Source organism: Hymenobacter daeguensis (assembly GCF_054780555.1).
The window spans coordinates 324,460-342,291 of sequence record NZ_BAAGWC010000001.1; the positions used below are offsets into that span (position 1 = coordinate 324,460).

The window sequence follows — 17,832 nt, forward strand, 5'->3', positions numbered from 1 at the left end:
GCTGCTTTATCATGGCCATTATTTTCCTGCTCATCGGCATCAGCCTGGCGGTGGCACTCACATTTCTGGGGGCGTTTTTGTGGGCCGTGCGCTCGGGGCAATACGAGGACGATTACACGCCCTCGGTGCGGATGCTGTTTGAGGACGAAGTGACGGAGCACCCCGGTTCCGGTCCGACGGCTGCGCCGTCGGACCGGAACCGGGGTGCTCCGGCTGCACGGTAAGGGCACATTTGCGGAGGAATATCACTGGATAGCTGCTCCGGGCGGCCGCTACATCCAGCCGGCTACGAACTCGGCAGGAATCGCCAACTCCGCTTCCTGGCGAAAACCGGTGCACCCGGCGGGCAGGTCCAGCAGCACCAGGGCCACCGCCTGGTTGCACAAGGTGCCACTGCGAAAGCCTGCATAATCCCGGTAAGACGAGTACGGCCAGCCTTCCAGCAGGAGCGTGAGCTTTGCCCGCACCGGATTCTGGTGGATGTAATGAAAGCAGTTGCGGGCGTAGGCCCCGCGCGGGTCGGTGAGGGCCCGGGCTTTGGTTTTGGGCTGAAAAAGCGCGCCAGTACGTTCCAACTGCTTGTTGATGCCCTGCGTGTAGCTGCTCAACATTGAGGCAATGCCCTGGGTGAGCGGCTGCCTGGTGCTGCTGGTCGTATCCCTATCCTGGCAGCCCGCCGCCGTTGTATAGAGCAACAGATGAAAATGGCTCGGCATGAGGCAGTAAGCCAGCAGCTGGCCGTTTGGCTGGATGTGCTGACGCACTTTTCGCAGGAAAAACAAGTAGTGCTCCGGCGTGAAGAACACCTGCTGCTGGTTGTTGCCCCGGTTGTAGATGTGGTAGAGAGTTTCGGTTTCGAAGCGCATGTGGCCAAGCTACGTCAGAACGATGAAACGGCCTGGTCAGGTGCTGCGAGCGGCCACCTGGCTGAAGCACACGCCAGTAGGAACCCGACTCTGCTGCGTGCTGCGAAAATCGGTCAGACGGCTGCGCCGTCGGACCGGGGAGGCGTCGTCTGACGAAAATCAGCCACCCGCCTGATTTTCGTCAGACCCGTGAAAACGGCCCGCCAGGACCTTTGGGGAAGTAAATAACTCACTTCTCCGACGATGCAGGCCGAACCGTTAGCTCCCGCTGCCGCGCCCCGAACGCCCCTGATTCCCCCCGCGACTGAGCGGCGCGTGGAAACTTTTTACTACGACAACCAGATTGTCCGCGACTTTGGCATTGCCACCGTTATCTGGGGCATTATCGGGATGCTGGTGGGCGTGCTGGCGGCCTTTCAGCTGGCCCGGCCCGAGCTGAACATGGGCACGGCCTTCACCACCTTCGGCCGCATCCGCCCGCTGCACACCAATGCGGTGATTTTCGCTTTTGTGGGCAACGGCATTTTCACCGGCGTATACTACTCGCTGCAGCGCCTGTGCAAGACGCGGATGTACTCCGATTTGCTGGGCCGGCTGCACTTCTGGGGCTGGCAGCTGATTATCGTGTCGGCGGTGGCCACGCTGCCGTTTGGCTTCACGACTTCGAAAGAATACGCCGAGCTGGAATGGCCCATCGACATTGCCATCACGCTGGTGTGGGTGGTGTTTGGCTGGAACATGTTCGGCACCATTGCCCGGCGGCGCGAGCGGCACCTCTACGTGGGCATCTGGTTCTACATCGCCACGTTCCTGACGGTAGCGGTGCTGCACATCGTCAACTCGATGGAAATACCCGTGGGCTGGCTGAAAAGCTACTCGATGTACGCCGGCGTGCAGGACGCCCTGGTGCAGTGGTGGTACGGCCACAACGCGGTGGCTTTCTTCCTCACCACGCCCTACCTGGGGCTGATGTACTACTTCATGCCCAAGGCGGCGGAGCGGCCCATCTACTCCTACCGCCTGAGCATCATCCACTTCTGGTCGCTGATTTTCATTTACATCTGGGCCGGGCCGCACCACTTGCTCTACACCGCCCTGCCCGACTGGGCCCAGAGCCTGGGCGTGGCCTTCTCCGTAATGCTCATTGCGCCGAGCTGGGGCGGCATGATAAACGGCCTGCTCACCCTGCGCGGTGCCTGGGACAAAGTGCGCGAAGAGCCCGTGCTGAAGTTCTTCGTGGTGGCCATCACGGCCTACGGCATGGCCACCTTCGAAGGCCCCATGCTGAGTTTGAAGAACGTGAATGCCATTGCGCACTTCACCGACTGGATTGTGGCGCACGTGCACGTGGGGGCACTGGGCTGGAACGGCTTCCTGACGTTTGGGATGCTCTACTGGCTGTGGCCGCGCCTGTATAAAACCCCGCTGTATTCGAAGAAGCTGGCCACCACGCACTTCTGGCTGGGCACGCTGGGCATCCTGTTCTACGCCATCCCGATGTACTGGGCCGGCTTCACGCAGGGCCTGATGTGGAAGCAGTTCAACAACGAGGGCATGCTGCAATACCCCAACTTCCTCGAAACCGTGCTGCAGCTGGTGCCCATGTACTACCTGCGCGGCGTGGGCGGGCTACTCTACGTGAGCGGCGTGTTTCTGCTGATGTACAACCTCTACCAAACTGCCCAGGCCGGCTCGCTGCTGGTCAACGAGAAAGCCCAGGCCCCCGCGCTGCTGGCCGAGGCCCTCGACCCGCACTTGCAGGGCGGCCACTGGCACCGCTGGCTCGAACGCCGGCCCTTCCAACTGGCCGTGGGGGCCACGGTGGCCATCCTCATCGGCGGGGCGGTGGAGATGATTCCGACTTTTCTGGTGAAGTCGAACGTGCCCACCATCACCTCGGTGAAGCCCTACCGGCCGCTCGAGCTGCAGGGCCGCGACCTCTACATCCGCGAGGGCTGCTCGAACTGCCACACCCAGATGGTGCGCCCCTTCCGCTCCGAAACCGAGCGCTACGGCGAGTACTCCAAAGCCGGCGAGTACGTGTACGACCGGCCCTTTCTGTGGGGCAGCAAGCGCACCGGGCCCGATTTGCAGCGCGTGGGCCAGAAGTACCCCCACTCCTGGCACTACAACCACATGCTGGACCCCACCAGCATGTCGCCGGGCTCCATCATGCCGCCCTACCCGTGGCTGTTCGAGCAGAAAATCGACTATAGCCTGCTGCCTTCCAAGATTAAAGTGCTGCGCAACCTGGGCACGCCCTACCCCGCCGGTTTCGACCAGGTGGCCGTGGACGACGCCCGGCAGCAGGCCCAAGGCATTGTGGCCGAGCTGAAAAAGGAGGAAATCGAGGTGCTGCCCGACCAGGAAATCGTGGCCCTGATTGCCTATCTGCAGCGCCTGGGCACGGATATCAAAGTGAAACAGTAGCGCGGACTTTTAGTCCGCGACTCAACCTCCACCACTGCCAAGACGCGGACTAAAAGTCCGCGCTACGACACCATGGAAAAGAACGTCCTGCAATCCATCGACGGCGTGGCGATTTACCCCGTCATCTCCTTCACCATCTTCTTTCTCTTTTTTCTGGGGCTGGCCGGGTTCGTGCTGCTGGCCAGCCGCCACCACATCGACACCATGAGCCAGCTCCCGCTGCTCGACGACGAAGAAACCCTCCAAGCCAACCTCAACCACGACATTTTATGCTAACCCTCCGCTCCCTTTCGCTGACTTTCCTGGGCCTGCTCTCCGGCTTTGCCGCCGCCGCCCAATCCCCGGCCGCCACGGCCGGTCCCACGCCCACCACCGTGCTGAGCTGGGTGGTGTGGTGGGCCGCCGGCGTGGTGCTGCTCATGGCCATCATCACGGCCGGCTCGGTGACATCGGCAGCCCGACACCGGCTCGGGGCGCAGCCGGAACCGCAGGCCCCCGCCGCCGAGGCCGCCACGGCCAGCCCGGCCGTGGCCAGCCAGAAAGCCCCGGTGCAAACCGCTATTGAGGAGGAAGTGTACGCATGAGACGCCCCTGCCTAGCGCTATACGCAGTGGGCGCGGCACTGCTGGCTGCCCGTCCCGCCCTGGCCCAGGCGGCCGAAACCGCCGCCCCGCCCCCCGCGGGCCAGTCGCAAACGCTGCTCTGGTTTCTGGTGAGCACGCTGGTGCTAGTGATGCTGGTGTTCTGGCTGCTATTCATCGCCCTGCTGGCCTGGATGCGGCCCCAGCTCCGCCAGATTTACGCGCTGCCCACGGTGCACGCCACCTGGAGCGGCCGGGTGCTGGGCCTGCTGGTGGGCGATGCCCGCCTGGTGAAAGGCGAGGTGCGCGACGAGCTGCTGGACCACGACTACGACGGCATCCACGAGTTCGACAACGACCTGCCGCCGTGGTGGAAATACGGCTTTGCCTTCACCGCCATCTTCGCCGGGTGCTACCTCACCTACTACCACGTGCTGAAAACCGGCCCGCTGCAGGGCGCCGAATACGTGGCCGAAATGCGCCAGGCGGCCCTGCTGGTTTCCACCACTTCTGACGACCCCAACCAGCTCACCACCTACACGGCCCTCACCGCGCCGGCCGAGCTGAGCAGCGGCAAAACCCTCTTCGCCACCAACTGCGCGCCCTGCCACGGCGCCAATGCCGAGGGCAAAGTCGGCCCCAACCTCACCGACGAGTACTGGCTGCACGGCGGCGAGGTGAACCACCTCTACAAAACCATCAAGTTCGGCGTGAACGGCAAGGGCATGGTGGCCTGGAAAGGCAAGCTCTCGGGCAAGCAGATACTGCAGGTGGCCTCCTACATCCTGAGCCTGCAGGGCTCGAAACCGGCCAACGCCAAGCCGCCGCAGGGCGAGAAGGCAGCGCCAGCGAAGACGCTGGCGCGGCTGTAGAACGGCAGCCTGAAACCCCAAAAAGAACGGTCATGCTGAGCTTGTCGAAGCATCTCTACCGCGCAAGTAATCAATTCAACGAAGCGGTAGAGATGCTTCGACAAGCTCAGCATGACGTGCTGATTCCAGCATAACAAGTCGCAACCAATCCAACTCCATGCCCGCCACCCACTTCACCCCCAACGACTCCTACCGCGACGCCATCGCCACGATAGACGCGGCCGGGGCGCGGGTGTGGCTCTACCCCAGGCAGCCGGGCGGGCGGCTTTACCGCTACCGCAAGCTGCTCAGCTACGGGCTGCTGGCGCTGCTGTTTGCCGGGCCGTGGCTGCGCATTGGGGGGCTGCCGGTGCTGCTGCTCAACCTGCCGGCGCGGAAGTTTATCATCTTCGGCCAGATTTTCTGGCCCCAGGACTTCTTCATTCTGCTGCTGGCCATGCTCACCTTTCTGGTGTTCATCATTGTGTTCACGGTGGTGTATGGGCGGGTGTTCTGCGGCTGGGTGTGCCCCCAGACCATTTTCCTGGAGATGGTGTTCCGCCGCATTGAGTATTGGCTGGAAGGCGATGCGCCCCAGCAACGCGCCCTCGACCGCCGCGCCCTGAACTGGGACAAGCTCTGGCGCAAAGCCACCAAGCACGCGCTGTTTCTGCTGGTGTCGTTCGTCATCGCCAACACCTTCCTGGCCTATATCATCGGCTCCGAAGAACTGGTCAACATCATCACCGACGCGCCCACGGCCCATCTGGGCGGGCTGGCGGCCCTCGCGCTGTTCACGGGCGTGTTCTATGCCGTGTTTGCCCGGTTTCGGGAGCAGGTGTGCACCATTGTGTGCCCGTATGGCCGCCTGCAGGGCGTGCTGCTCGACAAAGACAGCCTGGTGGTGGCCTACGACTACCGGCGCGGCGAGCCCCGCGAGAAGTTGCGCAAAAACCAGGCGCGCACCGCCGGCGACTGCATCGACTGCCGCCAGTGCGTGCAGGTGTGCCCCACCGGCATCGACATCCGCAACGGCGCCACCCAGCTCGAATGCATCAACTGCACGGCCTGCATCGATGCCTGCAACAGCATCATGGCCCTCGTCAACAAGCCCGAAGGCCTGATTCGGGCCGCCTCCGTCAATGGCATTGCCACCGGCACCGGGTTCCGGCTCACGGGCCGGGTGAAGGCGCTGTCGGGGGTGCTGGCCGGGCTGCTGCTGGTGCTCACGGGCCTGCTCGTGTCGCGGGCCAACGTGGCGGCCACGGTGCTGCGCACGCCGGGCCAGCTCTTCCAGAAAACCGACCACGGCACCATCACCAACCTCTACAACATCTCCGTCATCAACAAAACCAACCGGCCCTACCCCATCACCCTGCGCGTGCTGGAGCCGGCGCAGGGCCGCATCTCGCTGGTGGGCAGCGCCGGTCTCACGCTGCCCGCCCAGGGCATTGCCGAGGGCGTGTTTTTCGCCGAGCTGCCCCGCCCGGCCCTGCACCACACCAACCAACAACTCCGCATCGGCCTGTTCAGCCACGGCCGGCTGGTGGCCGAGGCCAGCACCAAGTTTCTGGGCCCGGCGCAATGAGTGGCCGGTCCGAAGCCGAAGGCTTCCGACCGGTTGCCGTTCGCTGGCGTCCGCACCGCCGGGGTTGGCAGCAAAGCACGGATGCCCCTGATGATGCCCACTCGGCCGCCCTTCACGCCAACCGGTCCGACGCCTCCGGCGTCGGACCGGAGCATACTCCACTTCCCGATGTTGACTCCCACCACCACCACCTCCCGCACCCGCTGGCCCTACGCCATCATGGCCGTGTTCGTGCTCTTTGCCGGCTACATCGGCTTCATGGTGCAGCAGGCCCTGCGCACTACGGTCGACCTCGTCAGCCCCGACTACTACCAGCAGGAGCTGGCCTACCAGCAGCGCATGGAAACCGTGGCCCGCACCGCCGCCCTGCCCGCGCCCGTCGAGCTGACGTACGATGCGGCCGCCCGGCAGCTGCGGCTCCAGCTGCCGCCCGCGCTGGCCGGCCAGGCCGTGCAGGGGCAGCTCCACTTCTTCCGTCCCTCCAACCAAAAGCTCGATTTCAGCCTGCCGCTGCAAGCCGGCCGCCAGCAGTTCAGCACCGCCCGGATGCAGCCCGGCCACTGGCGGGCGCGGCTCGATTTCACGGCCGGGGGCCAGCCGTATTTCCTCGAAAAAGAACTCACCATCAGGTAACCCATGCGCTGGACCGGCTTTTTGTTTGGCTTGCTGGGCAGCTTCCACTGCGTGGGCATGTGCGGGGCGCTGGCCCTGGCGCTGCCGGGCCGGGCCAGCGGCCGCCTGCTCTACCACCTGGGCCGCGTGAGCACCTACGCCGCCCTGGGGGCGGGCGCGGGGCTGCTGGGCCAGGGCCTGCGGCTGGCGGGCGTGCAGCAAAGCCTGTCCATTGTGTCGGGCGTGCTGATTCTGCTGCTGGTGGCGGTGCCGGAGCCCTACACCGGCCGCCTGGCCGCCGCGCTGGGCCTGCGCCGGCCGCTGGGCTGGGTGAAAACCACCCTGGCCGGGCTGTTTCAGCGGCCCTCGGCGCGGGCGCTGTACGCCACCGGCCTGCTCAACGGCCTGCTGCCCTGCGGCCTGGTGTACCTGGCCCTGGCCGGGGCGCTGAGCGCGCCGGGCGTGGCGGGCGCGGCGGCCTACATGGCCAGCTTCGGCCTGGGCACCCTGCCGCTGATGCTGGGCCTGAGCCTGAGCGGGCGGCTGGTGCCGCTGGCCTGGCGCGCCCGCATGCGGCGGGCCGTGCCCTACACGGCGGCGCTGCTGGCCGGGCTGTTCATCGTGCGCGGGCTGGGGCTGGGCATTCCGTACCTGAGCCCGCGGCTGAGCGCGGCGGCGATGCCCGTCAGTCGGCCGCCGCTTACGGTGCACTGGTGCCATTGAGAGATTAAACAGTAGTCACCACTTCCTAAACACCCGCTCCCAAAGGCAAAACACCCTCGCCCCAAAGCAAAACACCCTCGCCCCAAAGCAAAACACCCTCGCCCCAAAGCAAAACACCCTCGCCCAACGGCAAAACACCTTCTCCCCAAAGCAAAACACCCGCTCCCGAAGGTAAAACAGCATCCTCTTCTGCCCAAACACGCTCCGCCCCTCACCAAACAGCTTCCTACTTCGCCCAAACACCTGCTCCACTTCATGAAAACCATCCTCGTTCCCCTCGACCACACCGCCGCCGCCGAAGCCACCCTGGCCTATGCCAACAAGCTGGCCGTGCGCTGGCCCGCCGAAGTGGTGGTGCTCTACTGCCACCCCGATGCCGAGGCCACCCCGGCCGCGCTGCTGGCCGAGGAGCAGCGCCTGCGCAGCCTGGTGGAGCGCCTGCGCTACCAGCAGCTCACCCGCCATGACGGCCGCCGCATTCAGTACCGCTACCGGGCGCTGGCCGGCTGCCTGCACGACCACGTGCAGACTGAAGCCCTTATGTGCGCCGCCGACCTGCTGGTGATGGGCCTCGAGCACATCGACTGCGGCCGGCAGCAGGCCCCCGGCAACCACGCCGCCGCCATCACCGCGCTGGTGAGCTGCCCCGTGCTGGTGGTGCCGCCCGGCCGCCGCAGCCTGCCCACGCGCCTGGCTTTTTGTGCCAGCTTCACCACCCTGGGCCTGAACATTCTGCCCCGCCTGGCCGCCCTGGAAAGCGCCTTCCCCGCCCCGCTCGACCTGGTGCAGTTCTACGCCCCCACCGACCGGCCCCGCCGCCGCCAGCTGCTGCAGGGCCTGCGCCGGGCCGCCGCTCACCTGGGCTGGCCCCAGACGATGTCGCACCTGCTCGAAGACGACGCCCCGCTCGAAGGCATCGGCGACTTCTGCGCCCGGGCCCAGGCCCAGCTGCTCGTCATCGCGCCCGGCAGCACTGCCGAGCTGCTCCACTACTTCGATGGCTGCTACCGCACCACCAGCGCCTACCACACCCGCATTCCGCTGCTGGTGCTGCGGCCGGCCGCGCCCGTGCCCACCACCGCCTGCTGCGAGCGCTGCGCCGAGCGCCTGGGCCGCGAAGCCCAGCCCGGAGCCAGCCTGCGCGCCGCCTACCAGGCCGCGCCGTGGGTGTAGGGCGGGCCGGTTTCTCATGCTTTTTTCCACCGCTTTTGCTTTCTTGCCATGACCACTTCCACCTTCTTGCCCATTGCCCCACCGCGCGCGGTGGTGGAGCACTGGATGCGCCAGTTTCAGGACTGGCTGTGCCACCGCCTCGAAACGGCCGACGGCAGCGGCCTGCGCTTTGGCCGCGACGACTGGGCCCACGCGGGCGGCGGGGGCGGCTGCACCCGCGTCATGCAGCACGGCGACGTGCTGGAAAAGGGCGGTGTGGCCTTCTCGGCCGTGTGTGGCGAGATGAGCGAGGCCGCCGCCCGCCAGCTGCTCATGCCCGACCGCCGCTACTTCGCCACCGGCGTGAGCGTGGTGCAGCACCCGCGCAGCCCCCGGGTGCCCATCTCGCACATGAACGTGCGCTACTTCGAGGCCGGCAACGGCGAAGCCTGGTTTGGCGGCGGGCTCGACCTCACGCCCATCTACGTGGACGTGGCCCAGGCCCGCCGCTTCCACGAGCAGCTGCACGAGGTGTGCGCCCGGCACGACGGCAGCTACTACCCGCGCTTCAAGCAGTGGGCCGATGAGTATTTCTACCTGCCCCATCGCCGCGAGACGCGGGGCGTGGGCGGCCTGTTTTTCGACCGCCTCACCGTGGGCAAGGACGGGCTGTTTGAGGAGCTGTTCGCCTTCGTGCAGGACGTGGGCGAGCTGTATGGCCGCACCTACAGCGCCCTCATGCGCCAGAACGCCGACCTGCCCTACACCGAGCGCGAAAAGCAGTGGCAGCTAGTGCGCCGGGGCCGCTACGCCGAGTTCAACCTGGCCCTGGACCGGGGCACCCGCTTCGGCCTCGAAACCGGCGGCCGCACCGAAAGCATCCTCATGAGCCTGCCGCCCCAGGCCGAGTGGCACTACAACCAGCAGCCCGCGCCGGGCTCGCCCGAAGCCGCCACCCAGCAATGGCTGCGCCAGGGCGTGAACTGGCTGGCCCTGGACCCGGTGCCGGCCTAGCCGCTCCGGCCCGCGCGCCACCTGACAAAAAGCACGCCGTGGCCTGATGCTCGTCAGTTTTTCGCCCGCCGGGGGCTGGTTATTTCGGGTCAGGGTCGCGCCGGTTGTGCCTGGCCTTTTTCTCCCATTTAAGCCCCATTTCCCATGCTGCCCACCACCATGAAAGCCGCCGTGGCCCGCGCCTACGGCCAGCCCCTTCAGCTTGAGCAAGTGCCGGTACCGGCCCTGATGCCCGGCCGCATCCTCGTGAAAGTAGCGGCCTGCGGCGTGTGCCACACCGACCTGCACGCCATCGACGGCGACTGGCCGGTGAAGGCCGGGCTGCCCCTCATTCCGGGCCACGAAGGCGTGGGCACGGTAGTGGCCGTGGGCGAAGGCGTAACCGCCGTGCCGGTGGGTGCCCGGGTGGGTGTGCCGTGGCTCTTCACCGCCTGCGGGCACTGCGAATACTGCCTCACGGGCTGGGAAACGCTTTGCGAGCGGCAGCAGAACACCGGCTACTCGGTGCCCGGCAGCTACGCCGAATACGTGCTGGCCGACCCCGACTACGTGGGCCTGCTCCCCGATAACCTCTCGTTTCAGGAGGCCGCGCCCATCCTCTGCGCCGGGGTCACGGTGTATAAGGGCCTGAAGGAAACCGAGGTGAAGCCCGGCCAGTGGGTCGTGGTGTCGGGCGTGGGCGGCCTGGGCCACCTGGCCGTGCAGTATGCCAAAGCCATGGGCATGCGCGTGGCCGCCGTGGATGTGCAGGCCGACAAGCTGGCCCTGGCCAAAGCCGTGGGGGCCGAGGTAGTGGTGAACGCCGCCGGGGAAGAGGCCGTGGCGGCTATTCAGCGGGCCACCGGCGGCGGGCACGGCGTGCTCATCACCGCGCCGTCGCAGCCGGCGTTTGCCCAGGGCGTGAGCATGCTGCGCCGCCACGGCACGCTGGCGCTGGTGGGCCTGCCGCCGGGCAGCTTCCCGCTCAACATCTTCGACGTGGTATTGGCCCGCAAAACCGTGCGCGGCTCCATTGTGGGCACTCGCCAGGACCTCACCGAAAGCCTCGCCTTGGCCGCCAGCGGCCAGGTGAAGGTGCACTTCCGCTGCGAGCCGCTCGAAAACATCAACCAGGTGCTGGCCGCCATGAAGGCCGGCACCATTGCGGGCCGCGTGGTGCTCGACATGAGCCTGCCCGCTCCGTCGGCCGCCGCCCCGGCCGTCGCCCGGCAAGGCGCCCCCGCCCCCATCGAATCCTACGTCTGACCTTTTTTCCGCTTTATCATGAAAAACATTCTGGTTCCCACCGATTTCTCGGCCGAAGCACATCATGCCTTTGAGGTGGCCGTGCGGCTGGCGGCGCGCACCGGCGGGTGCGTATGGCTGCTACATGCCATTGAGCTGCCCGAAACCGCTACGTTCAGCACCTACGGCGGGCCGGTGGGCGGCACCGAGCTGCCCAACAGCAGCACCAGCCTGGAAGATGTGTACGTGGTCAAGCTCCTGCAAGCCACCAGGGCCCGCCTGCACCGCCTCGTGGCCGAGGCGGCTGAAACGGCCCCTGGCGTGCCGGTGAAGGACATGGTGCAGGCCACCCGCCTGCCCGAAGCCATCGAAAGCGTCATCAGGCACCAGGGCATCGACCTGGTGGTGATTGGGGCGCAGGGCCATTCGGCCACCGAGCATTTCTTTTTCGGCTCCAACACCGAGCGGCTGGTACGCACCGCTCCCTGTCCGGTGCTGGCCGTGAAGCACCCGGCCGGCGCGTTCGAGGTGCGAACCCTGGTTTTCCCGTCCGACTTCTCGCCCGAGGCCGACCGGGCCGTGCCGGAGGTGCGTCGCCTCCAGGCCCTTTTCCCCGAAGCCACGCTGCACCTGCTCTGCGTGATAGCCCACGCCGACCGCGCCGAGGCCGCCCTGGATACCATAGCGGCCTTCGCCCACCGCCACCACCTGGGCCGCTACGAGCCCGCCGTGCTCACGGCCAGCAGCCCCAGCGCAGGCATTCCGCGCTATGCCCAGCAGGTGCAGGCCGACTTGGTGCTCCTTCCCACGCACGGCCGCACGGGCCTCAGCCGCTTTCTGCAGGCCAGCATTGCCGAGAACGTGGCCACGCACGCTTTCCCGCCGGTGCTCACCTTCCAGCTGGGCTAGGCGCAGCAGGTACTCAGGCGGCAAAAGCCCTGAAAACAGCTGTTTGCGGGGCTTTTGCCGCCTGAGCGGTGCATTGGTTTTCATCCTGGCCAGGATGAGCGCCACGAGCAGGAGGCCGGGCGTTGCCACCACGGCGCGGCCCGGGTGCCCGCGCCCACTTCCGTCGGGCTGCTGTTGGTGCTCAGCTCAGCCGCTTCACCAGCGGCAGGGCCAGGTCCAGAATGGCCCACCAGGCCGGGTCGGCCACAATGGCGGCATCCGTATCGGGCTCGTCGTAGGCGTTGAGCTGGTGCTGCAGGGCGAAGAGGGCCCGGCCGGTGGTTTCGTCGAGGCCGGCCTGCCGCCACGCCTCACAAGCCAGGAATTCCGTGAAATGGCTTTCCACGTACAGCTCCCGGATAGCGGCACGAAAGCCGGCATCGTTGGCTTCGGCCCCACAGGCCCCTCTGGGGAAGTCCAGCGCGCACAATTTGCCCAGGGCCAGACGCACCTGGTGTTTCCATAGCCTGAAGTCCCAGGTCATCTCCGGATTGGGGCGCGGGCCCGCATAGTGTAGCTGGGGAGAAAAATTCGAGAGCGTCACGATGGGCCAGGGAGGAATACTTTGATTAGCCAAAGCTAATTAAATAGTCGTTAAATCCCATAATTATTTCATTCAATCTTATTCAAGTCCCGCTCACGGCAGCCGTTGCCCCCGCTGCCAGCCACCACATCCCCGGCCCATGCCTGGTTATGCACTAATTTTCTTACCTTGGTTTTCAATCCCTTAGCCAGTCCGATTTTGAGGCAGTTCTCATGAAAACACATTTCTCCCTGTGCATCGTGCTGGTGCTGCTGGCCGCAGGCCGGGCCCGTGCGCAAAGCTGCGCGCCCGCCACGGCGCTGGTCGTTTCCAACGTCACTGCCAGCTCCGCCACGCTCACCTTTGCGCTCACACCGGCGGGCACCACCGACGCATCCTACGCCACCGTCAGCTACTCCTACGTGGGCGGGCCCCTCATCCTTACCAACTTTCGCTCGTCGCCGGTGCAGCTGGCCGGCCTGCCCCCGGCCACGCAGGTCACGGTGCAGGTTACCCGCCTGTGCATCAATGCGCTTGGCGCCGGGCCGGCCACTTACCCCGCTGTGCCCGTCACCCTCACCTTCACCACGGCCGGCCCGCTGGCCACCCGCGCCGAAGCCCCGGGCAGGACGCTGACCCTGGCCCCCAATCCGGCTCAGGCCGGCACCACCCTGGCCCTGGCGGTCCCGCTGGCCCGGCCGGCTCCCGTGCAGGTGCTCGATGCGCTGGGCCGCACGGTGCGGCAGCAGGTGCTGCCCGCCCAGGCCACCACGGCCGCGCTAAACGTGGCCGGCCTGCCCCCGGGGCTCTACCTGGTGCGCTGCGCCGATGCCAGTGCCCGCCTGGTGGTGGATTAATGCTCCTCGGCCGGGTTTTGCTCCTGCTGCCGGAGCGGCCGCATCAGGCGCGGCGCTGGCCTGGGCTAGTTGCCCTGGGCGGCTACCTGCGCCCGCAGTTGCCGCACTTCGCGCTCCAGCTCCAGGTTGCGGAACGTCACCTTCATCTCCAGCTCCTCATACGCCCGCGTGACGCGGTCGAGCAAGGCTTTGTAGTCGGTCACGTCGGTAATGGTTCCGATGAAGCGCTGGGCCTGGGTGCGCCCGGCATCGAAGAAAGCCCTGCCCGTGGCCCGGGCCCACTGGGGCGGGCCGTTTTCCTGCCAGCGGGTGCGGTATTCGATGTCGTAGATGCCCGGTCCGGCCGGGTCCAGGGCGTGCTGCACGGCGGCATCGGTCGCCGCGCGGTCATCGGGATGAATGCCGGCCAGAAAGTCCTCGTAGCTGACCTGCGCCGTTGCCGGGAAGCCGAATATTTCCTTGCAGCGTGCCGACCATACCAGCGCGCCCGTGATGGGGTTGAAGTCCCAGGTTCCTACACCTGCTGCATCTACGGCAGTTTGCAGGCGTTCAACATCCGATGTAGTGGTATGCATACCAACGAAGTTAGGGTTGTACTAGAAACAATTCCAGGCCCGACTGAAAATAGAGCACCAGCGCCTGGTAGTGCCCGTCGAGGGAGCGCCGCAGGCGGGTTATCAGGGCCCGCACGGCCTCTCCGGCCACGATGAGCTCCAGGTAGGGGCGGCTGAGCAGCGGGTCGCGCTCCACGCGCCAGCCGCCCTCCACCGGGGCCCCGGGGGTGTCCAGGCGCAGGCCCCCGGCTTGCAGGTGCAGGTGCGTGGCCCGGGCCAGGGGCTCGGAGGGCGAAGCGCGGTTTAATGCCCGGTTTTCGACCCGCCACGTGCCGCTCAGGTACGCATCGGGGAACTCCTGTAAGTTGACATCAACGAGCGTGCTTGCCATAAGCTATTCTGTTAAAACGGCCGCAAAGGTATTTACCCGGCCCTTACTTGCCAGCGGCCCGCCTCCGGCAAAGCTCCTTCGCTTGGCACAAGCCGGCTTTTTCACAGGGAAGGAGTCATGTTGGCTGGAAATTTCCAATCTTCACTGTACCTACATTATTTACCATCGTATATTTGCCCCATAAGTACCCCGCACGAGTTGGAAATGTGGAAAGGAAGGACCTGCTCGTGCTGCGTGGCTTCGGCTGACCCGGTGGGGTAGACACCGGCAGGCTGGGCCCGCTGCTTTAAGGTCGCTGTCGCAAGGCAGCGGCCTTTTTTTGTGTGCCCGAGTGCCCGGGATAAGCTTTCAAAAACAACAACCTGACTTACAGCCAGCTACCAGGCAAAAAATACATTGCACGCCGGCTGGCATGGCCGCCGCTGCATCGAAAGGCCGGGTTATTGCACCAATTTTCAGCCAATGTGGTTGGACATTGTTCTATCTTTAAACTTATGGAAGTAGCTAACCACACCCTGGCCGAAGCCACCCGCACCGCGCCCTTCATCGATTATGCCGTGTGCGTCGACGACGACAACCGCCCCGCCAAGCACGTTGGGGACTGGCCCGTGGCGGGGCAGGTATATCCCGTGCGCGTCACGGAAGGCCGGGCCGAAGGCACTGACCTCGTGCACGTGCTGGGGTTCGAGGGTGAGGCGCCGTATTTCAACGCTTTTGCCCCGCACCGCTTCGAAATCATCGAGCGCGTCTGGCTGAACTAATAGCCGCGCGCCATTTCATCCGGCCCACACAAAAAAACTCCCCTCCGGATGTACCGCAGGGGAGTTTTTTTGTGGATTCAGCCCGCACCGGGTTTTGGCGGCGACGAGCCCGCCTGGCCTCATTCAGCCCTGAAGCGGGCCGGACGGTTTGCCTGGCCCTGACCAAGTGCCTGCGCCTGAAACTACCGCACCCGCTGCGGCAGCCACGCGCCCTGCACCTGCCCGGGCACCAAAATCCCGGCCAACCTTGGGCTGGTGGCTTCGTTGAAGCAGCACGTCCCTGCTTCCCGCAATGAAACATCCCTTTGCTACCCTGCTGCTCGCCGGTATCCTGAGTGCCTGCGGCGACTCAATCTCCACGAATGACCAGCCCGTTACAGGCGACCACCCGGCTCCGGCAGCCGACACCACGGCGGGGCTCGATACCCTCGCTGCGCCAACTGGCGGAGCAGCCCCCTTTGTGAACCCGGCACGCGCCCAGCGCGGACGCGGCATTCGGCATCCTTCCCCGCCGGCCACCCGCGTGCGCTGACTATCGCTGGCGCATCAGCAGGCTCTGGGGGGCCGGGCTTCGTTCCGGCCTACTTCTGCACTTGCTTCTGATGTGGTCTAGAGCGTGTTAATGACTTTTGAGCCTTTTGAGCATTGCCGCAGAACAGTCGAGCCGTAAAGAAGCCCGCTACGGCATCTTCTCGGCCTCAATGGACCTGCGACATAGCTTCAGCGCACTCCGGCGAGGCGGAAAAACCGCCTCAACTCGCTGGAAAGTCATTAACACGGTCTAGACGGTGTTATGAACTTGTGAGCGGAATTAGCGGGGATGGAAGTTACTCGCCGCCCTTATCCCATTGACGTCACGGACGACGAATGGAGCTTTTTACTGCCGTATTTACTGCTGGTTCGCGAAGATGCGGGCCAGCGCCAGTACCCACTGCGCGAGTTGTTTAATGCCCTACGCTATGCACTTGGCGCTACCTGCCCCACCATTTACCGCCCTGGGCCACGTGCTACCAGCAGTGGGCCCGCTGGCGTGATGCCCGTGTCTTTGAAGCGTTAACCGACGATTTGCGCCGGGGCCTGGCCGTGCGCCGCCCGCCGGCCGGGCTCGTCGTGCACTCCGACCAAGGCAGCCAGTACACAGCCACGCGATTCAAGGACTTACTCGCCCGCCACGGGGCCCTACAGCGCATGAGCCGGCGCGGCAACTGCTACGATAACGCCCACGCCGAATCGTTTTGGAGCCGCTTCAAAGCCGAGCTGCTCGACGGCGGCTCCTTTCCTGGCGTGGCGGAGGCGCGCCTGGAAATCAGCCACCACATCGCCTTTTATAACGCCGAACGACGCCATTCTTCACTCGGCTACCAAGCCCCCAACCACTTCGAAGCGCAATTTCAAACAACGTCCCAATTTTGTCCGAATTAGTTAGACCACCTCACATTACTACCCATTCTCGTCCAAGCCCAGTATGGCGTGCCTTTCTGGACCCATTTGCGTGCAGCCAACTAATGTTGGCACGCCTTAGCTCGACACTACCAAATGGTTGCCCTTTAGCTTTTGTTTAACCAATTATTGATGATGTAATGAAAACTGAACGATGATTTCATTACTAACCGGCAATAAAAGAGCTTACTACTTAGCTTTCGCAAATCCATTGATATTAGCTTATTAGATTACTTATAACGAGCCAGAAGGCCAGAGCAGCCCTGGTCAAATGCATCGCTGGAGGATGTATGCACTTGAAGAGTGCTGCCACAGGACCTACGGCTGTCAGATGCGGTGCATTTCGCCTTGCATGGCCCGCTGGAGCAACCTCCGGCTCCGATGCAGCCCGGCCTTGACAGTGCCGACGGGCACTCGCTGCCGTTGCGCTATTTCTTCATAGCTCAACTCGTAGAAGTAGTGCAGCTGCACCAGTTGGTAGTATTTCAGCGGCAGCGCCTTAATGGCTTGCTGCAACCGTTCGGCACGCTGCGCCTGCATCACGATTTCGCAGGGAAGGGGAGTTGGGTCGGGGCAATCCAGCGTGAACGTCTCCTCACCGCTGCCTTGCGGGGCGTGAAGGGAAACCGTCGGCAAGCGGCGCCGCTCAAGGAAGGCAAGGCAGCAATTGGTGGCCACGCGAAACAGCCAGGTACTGAAGGCAAACGTTGGCTTGAAACGGGGCAGGTATTTGAATGCGCGCACGAAAATCTCCAGCGTAAGGTCCTGGGCGGCATCGGTCTGGCTGACGAACCGCTGCACTAAGCGGCGGATGGGCTTCTGATAGGAATCCCAGATTTCCTGGTAGGCCTTTTCATCCTGGAAGCCGATGATGCGCCGAATCAGCTCAAAGTCCCGCAAGGCTTTGGCGGAGTACGTTTTGTTGGCTATAAGCGGGAAGCCATTGACCATGGGCCAGGATAAATCAGCGGTAACCGACAAAGAAGGGTTGAAGTGAGCCATGATGCTGAAGAGGAAATGGTTGAATTGATTGACCAGTGCCGCAGGAACAGGAGGCTATCGGCGGCAGTAGGTGGTTAATCAATCGTCATACCACGGCGGCCATCTTTCTAAGAAAGGGCAACAAAAAGCCCTCTGCAGGCTTGCGAGGGCACTTTCCGGGTCAGTACAAGCGAATTGATGTCGCTGACTTTCCGTAATCGATTTTTGGAGTCTCCAAAATAGTGGGGATAGTCCGCCTTATTTGGAGGGCACTTGGGCATCAGCTTAGGCTGTACTACCGCTGGCCCAGCCACGCCTGGGCGTACAACCACTTTA

At 64.6% G+C, this 17,832-nt stretch carries 21 protein-coding genes and 1 pseudogene; 17 read left to right on the forward strand and 5 right to left on the reverse strand.

Translation table 11 applies throughout. The features are described 5' to 3' along the window. Positions 1–11 precede the first annotated feature (11 nt). Complete coding sequence (gene ccoS, locus ACYVHT_RS01420; protein ID WP_460547189.1) at positions 12–224, forward strand: cbb3-type cytochrome oxidase assembly protein; 213 nt, start codon at positions 12–14, stop codon at positions 222–224. A gap of 48 nt (positions 225–272) precedes the next feature. On the opposite strand, the gene ACYVHT_RS01425 is transcribed toward ccoS, so the two are convergent. Continuing rightward, positions 273–866, reverse strand: coding sequence for a transposase (locus ACYVHT_RS01425; RefSeq protein ID WP_460547192.1), 594 nt, complete (start codon positions 864–866; stop codon positions 273–275). Positions 867–1,109: 243 nt separating this feature from the next. Between ACYVHT_RS01425 and ccoN the strand changes: the two genes are divergently transcribed. From ccoN to ACYVHT_RS01480, 11 genes are all read left to right on the forward strand, one after another. Then, positions 1,110–3,296, forward strand: coding sequence for a bifunctional cbb3-type cytochrome c oxidase subunit I/II (gene ccoN / locus ACYVHT_RS01430; RefSeq protein ID WP_460547194.1), 2,187 nt, complete (start codon positions 1,110–1,112; stop codon positions 3,294–3,296). Between the two features lie 72 nt (positions 3,297–3,368). Next, positions 3,369–3,572, forward strand: a complete 204-nt coding sequence (locus ACYVHT_RS01435; protein ID WP_460547196.1) for a hypothetical protein — start codon at positions 3,369–3,371, stop codon at positions 3,570–3,572. Next, the gene (locus tag ACYVHT_RS01440) at positions 3,566–3,880 is read left to right on the forward strand and encodes a hypothetical protein (RefSeq protein WP_460547198.1); all 315 of its coding nucleotides are present in this window, start codon (positions 3,566–3,568) and stop codon (positions 3,878–3,880) included. The genes ACYVHT_RS01435 and ACYVHT_RS01440 overlap by 7 nt, the downstream gene beginning before the upstream one ends. Then, positions 3,877–4,749, forward strand: coding sequence for a cbb3-type cytochrome c oxidase N-terminal domain-containing protein (locus ACYVHT_RS01445; RefSeq protein ID WP_460547200.1), 873 nt, complete (start codon positions 3,877–3,879; stop codon positions 4,747–4,749). The genes ACYVHT_RS01440 and ACYVHT_RS01445 overlap by 4 nt, the downstream gene beginning before the upstream one ends. A 157-nt stretch (positions 4,750–4,906) precedes the next feature. Further along, positions 4,907–6,316: a CcoG/RdxA/FixG family protein gene (gene ccoG / locus ACYVHT_RS01450; RefSeq protein WP_460547202.1), complete on the forward strand. Its 1,410-nt coding sequence runs from the start codon at positions 4,907–4,909 to the stop codon at positions 6,314–6,316. A 168-nt stretch (positions 6,317–6,484) separates the two neighbouring features. Beyond that, positions 6,485–6,949 carry a FixH family protein gene (locus ACYVHT_RS01455; protein ID WP_460547204.1) on the forward strand — a complete coding sequence of 155 codons (465 nt, stop codon included), beginning with the start codon at positions 6,485–6,487 and terminating at the stop codon, positions 6,947–6,949. Between the two features lie 3 nt (positions 6,950–6,952). Next, on the forward strand, positions 6,953–7,651 hold the full coding sequence (locus ACYVHT_RS01460) for a sulfite exporter TauE/SafE family protein (RefSeq protein WP_460547206.1): 699 nt from the start codon (positions 6,953–6,955) through the stop codon (positions 7,649–7,651). Between the two features lie 255 nt (positions 7,652–7,906). Then, on the forward strand, positions 7,907–8,824 hold the full coding sequence (locus ACYVHT_RS01465) for a universal stress protein (protein ID WP_460547208.1): 918 nt from the start codon (positions 7,907–7,909) through the stop codon (positions 8,822–8,824). Positions 8,825–8,872: 48 nt separating this feature from the next. Further along, positions 8,873–9,817: an oxygen-dependent coproporphyrinogen-III oxidase gene (gene hemF, locus ACYVHT_RS01470; RefSeq protein WP_460547210.1), complete on the forward strand. Its 945-nt coding sequence runs from the start codon at positions 8,873–8,875 to the stop codon at positions 9,815–9,817. Between the two features lie 144 nt (positions 9,818–9,961). Next, complete coding sequence (adhP, locus tag ACYVHT_RS01475) at positions 9,962–11,062, forward strand: zinc-dependent alcohol dehydrogenase (protein WP_460547212.1); 1,101 nt, start codon at positions 9,962–9,964, stop codon at positions 11,060–11,062. An 18-nt stretch (positions 11,063–11,080) separates the two neighbouring features. Then, positions 11,081–11,950 carry a universal stress protein gene (locus ACYVHT_RS01480; RefSeq protein ID WP_460547214.1) on the forward strand — a complete coding sequence of 290 codons (870 nt, stop codon included), beginning with the start codon at positions 11,081–11,083 and terminating at the stop codon, positions 11,948–11,950. Between the two features lie 181 nt (positions 11,951–12,131). Here the strand turns inward: ACYVHT_RS01480 and ACYVHT_RS01485 are convergent, their stop codons facing one another. Further along, positions 12,132–12,533 carry a hypothetical protein gene (locus ACYVHT_RS01485; RefSeq protein ID WP_460547216.1) on the reverse strand — a complete coding sequence of 134 codons (402 nt, stop codon included), beginning with the start codon at positions 12,531–12,533 and terminating at the stop codon, positions 12,132–12,134. A gap of 212 nt (positions 12,534–12,745) precedes the next feature. Here ACYVHT_RS01485 and ACYVHT_RS01490 point away from each other — a divergent pair, with 212 nt between their 5' ends. Continuing rightward, positions 12,746–13,369, forward strand: coding sequence for a T9SS type A sorting domain-containing protein (locus tag ACYVHT_RS01490; protein WP_460547218.1), 624 nt, complete (start codon positions 12,746–12,748; stop codon positions 13,367–13,369). A 65-nt stretch (positions 13,370–13,434) separates the two neighbouring features. Here ACYVHT_RS01490 and ACYVHT_RS01495 read toward each other — a convergent pair whose 3' ends face one another. Together ACYVHT_RS01495 and ACYVHT_RS01500 are read right to left on the reverse strand one after the other, a co-directional pair. Then, positions 13,435–13,944, reverse strand: coding sequence for a PAS domain-containing protein (locus tag ACYVHT_RS01495; protein ID WP_460547220.1), 510 nt, complete (start codon positions 13,942–13,944; stop codon positions 13,435–13,437). A 10-nt stretch (positions 13,945–13,954) separates the two neighbouring features. Continuing rightward, positions 13,955–14,314 (reverse strand): hypothetical protein, encoded by a 360-nt coding sequence (locus ACYVHT_RS01500; protein ID WP_460547223.1) that lies wholly within the window; start codon positions 14,312–14,314, stop codon positions 13,955–13,957. A gap of 494 nt (positions 14,315–14,808) precedes the next feature. Between ACYVHT_RS01500 and ACYVHT_RS01505 the strand changes: the two genes are divergently transcribed. From ACYVHT_RS01505 to ACYVHT_RS01520, 4 genes and pseudogenes are all read left to right on the forward strand, one after another. Continuing rightward, positions 14,809–15,075, forward strand: a complete 267-nt coding sequence (locus ACYVHT_RS01505) for a hypothetical protein (RefSeq protein WP_460547225.1) — start codon at positions 14,809–14,811, stop codon at positions 15,073–15,075. Between the two features lie 292 nt (positions 15,076–15,367). Beyond that, positions 15,368–15,607 carry a hypothetical protein gene (locus ACYVHT_RS01510; protein WP_460547227.1) on the forward strand — a complete coding sequence of 80 codons (240 nt, stop codon included), beginning with the start codon at positions 15,368–15,370 and terminating at the stop codon, positions 15,605–15,607. A 434-nt stretch (positions 15,608–16,041) separates the two neighbouring features. Then, a pseudogene (locus tag ACYVHT_RS01515) lies at positions 16,042–16,119 on the forward strand (hypothetical protein); the annotation flags it as partial. A gap of 21 nt (positions 16,120–16,140) precedes the next feature. Continuing rightward, positions 16,141–16,497 (forward strand): integrase core domain-containing protein, encoded by a 357-nt coding sequence (locus tag ACYVHT_RS01520; RefSeq protein ID WP_460547229.1) that lies wholly within the window; start codon positions 16,141–16,143, stop codon positions 16,495–16,497. 345 nt (positions 16,498–16,842) lie between these two features. On the opposite strand, the gene ACYVHT_RS01525 is transcribed toward ACYVHT_RS01520, so the two are convergent. After that, on the reverse strand, positions 16,843–17,517 hold the full coding sequence (locus tag ACYVHT_RS01525; protein ID WP_460547230.1) for an RNA polymerase sigma factor: 675 nt from the start codon (positions 17,515–17,517) through the stop codon (positions 16,843–16,845). Positions 17,518–17,832 lie beyond the last annotated feature (315 nt).

Bases quoted from the DNA above. Each gene is read 5' to 3' on its own strand.
- ccoS (WP_460547189.1), top strand. From the start codon at position 12: ATGGCCATTATTTTCCTGCTCATCGGCATCAGCCTGGCGGTGGCACTC.
- ACYVHT_RS01425 (WP_460547192.1), bottom strand. From the start codon at position 866: ATGCGCTTCGAAACCGAAACTCTCTACCACATCTACAACCGGGGCAAC.
- ccoN (WP_460547194.1), top strand. From the start codon at position 1,110: ATGCAGGCCGAACCGTTAGCTCCCGCTGCCGCGCCCCGAACGCCCCTG.
- ACYVHT_RS01435 (WP_460547196.1), top strand. From the start codon at position 3,369: ATGGAAAAGAACGTCCTGCAATCCATCGACGGCGTGGCGATTTACCCC.
- ACYVHT_RS01440 (WP_460547198.1), top strand. From the start codon at position 3,566: ATGCTAACCCTCCGCTCCCTTTCGCTGACTTTCCTGGGCCTGCTCTCC.
- ACYVHT_RS01445 (WP_460547200.1), top strand. From the start codon at position 3,877: ATGAGACGCCCCTGCCTAGCGCTATACGCAGTGGGCGCGGCACTGCTG.
- ccoG (WP_460547202.1), top strand. From the start codon at position 4,907: ATGCCCGCCACCCACTTCACCCCCAACGACTCCTACCGCGACGCCATC.
- ACYVHT_RS01455 (WP_460547204.1), top strand. From the start codon at position 6,485: ATGTTGACTCCCACCACCACCACCTCCCGCACCCGCTGGCCCTACGCC.
- ACYVHT_RS01460 (WP_460547206.1), top strand. From the start codon at position 6,953: ATGCGCTGGACCGGCTTTTTGTTTGGCTTGCTGGGCAGCTTCCACTGC.
- ACYVHT_RS01465 (WP_460547208.1), top strand. From the start codon at position 7,907: ATGAAAACCATCCTCGTTCCCCTCGACCACACCGCCGCCGCCGAAGCC.
- hemF (WP_460547210.1), top strand. From the start codon at position 8,873: ATGACCACTTCCACCTTCTTGCCCATTGCCCCACCGCGCGCGGTGGTG.
- adhP (WP_460547212.1), top strand. From the start codon at position 9,962: ATGCTGCCCACCACCATGAAAGCCGCCGTGGCCCGCGCCTACGGCCAG.
- ACYVHT_RS01480 (WP_460547214.1), top strand. From the start codon at position 11,081: ATGAAAAACATTCTGGTTCCCACCGATTTCTCGGCCGAAGCACATCAT.
- ACYVHT_RS01490 (WP_460547218.1), top strand. From the start codon at position 12,746: ATGAAAACACATTTCTCCCTGTGCATCGTGCTGGTGCTGCTGGCCGCA.
- ACYVHT_RS01495 (WP_460547220.1), bottom strand. From the start codon at position 13,944: ATGCATACCACTACATCGGATGTTGAACGCCTGCAAACTGCCGTAGAT.
- ACYVHT_RS01500 (WP_460547223.1), bottom strand. From the start codon at position 14,314: ATGGCAAGCACGCTCGTTGATGTCAACTTACAGGAGTTCCCCGATGCG.
- ACYVHT_RS01505 (WP_460547225.1), top strand. From the start codon at position 14,809: ATGGAAGTAGCTAACCACACCCTGGCCGAAGCCACCCGCACCGCGCCC.
- ACYVHT_RS01510 (WP_460547227.1), top strand. From the start codon at position 15,368: ATGAAACATCCCTTTGCTACCCTGCTGCTCGCCGGTATCCTGAGTGCC.
- ACYVHT_RS01525 (WP_460547230.1), bottom strand. From the start codon at position 17,517: ATGGCTCACTTCAACCCTTCTTTGTCGGTTACCGCTGATTTATCCTGG.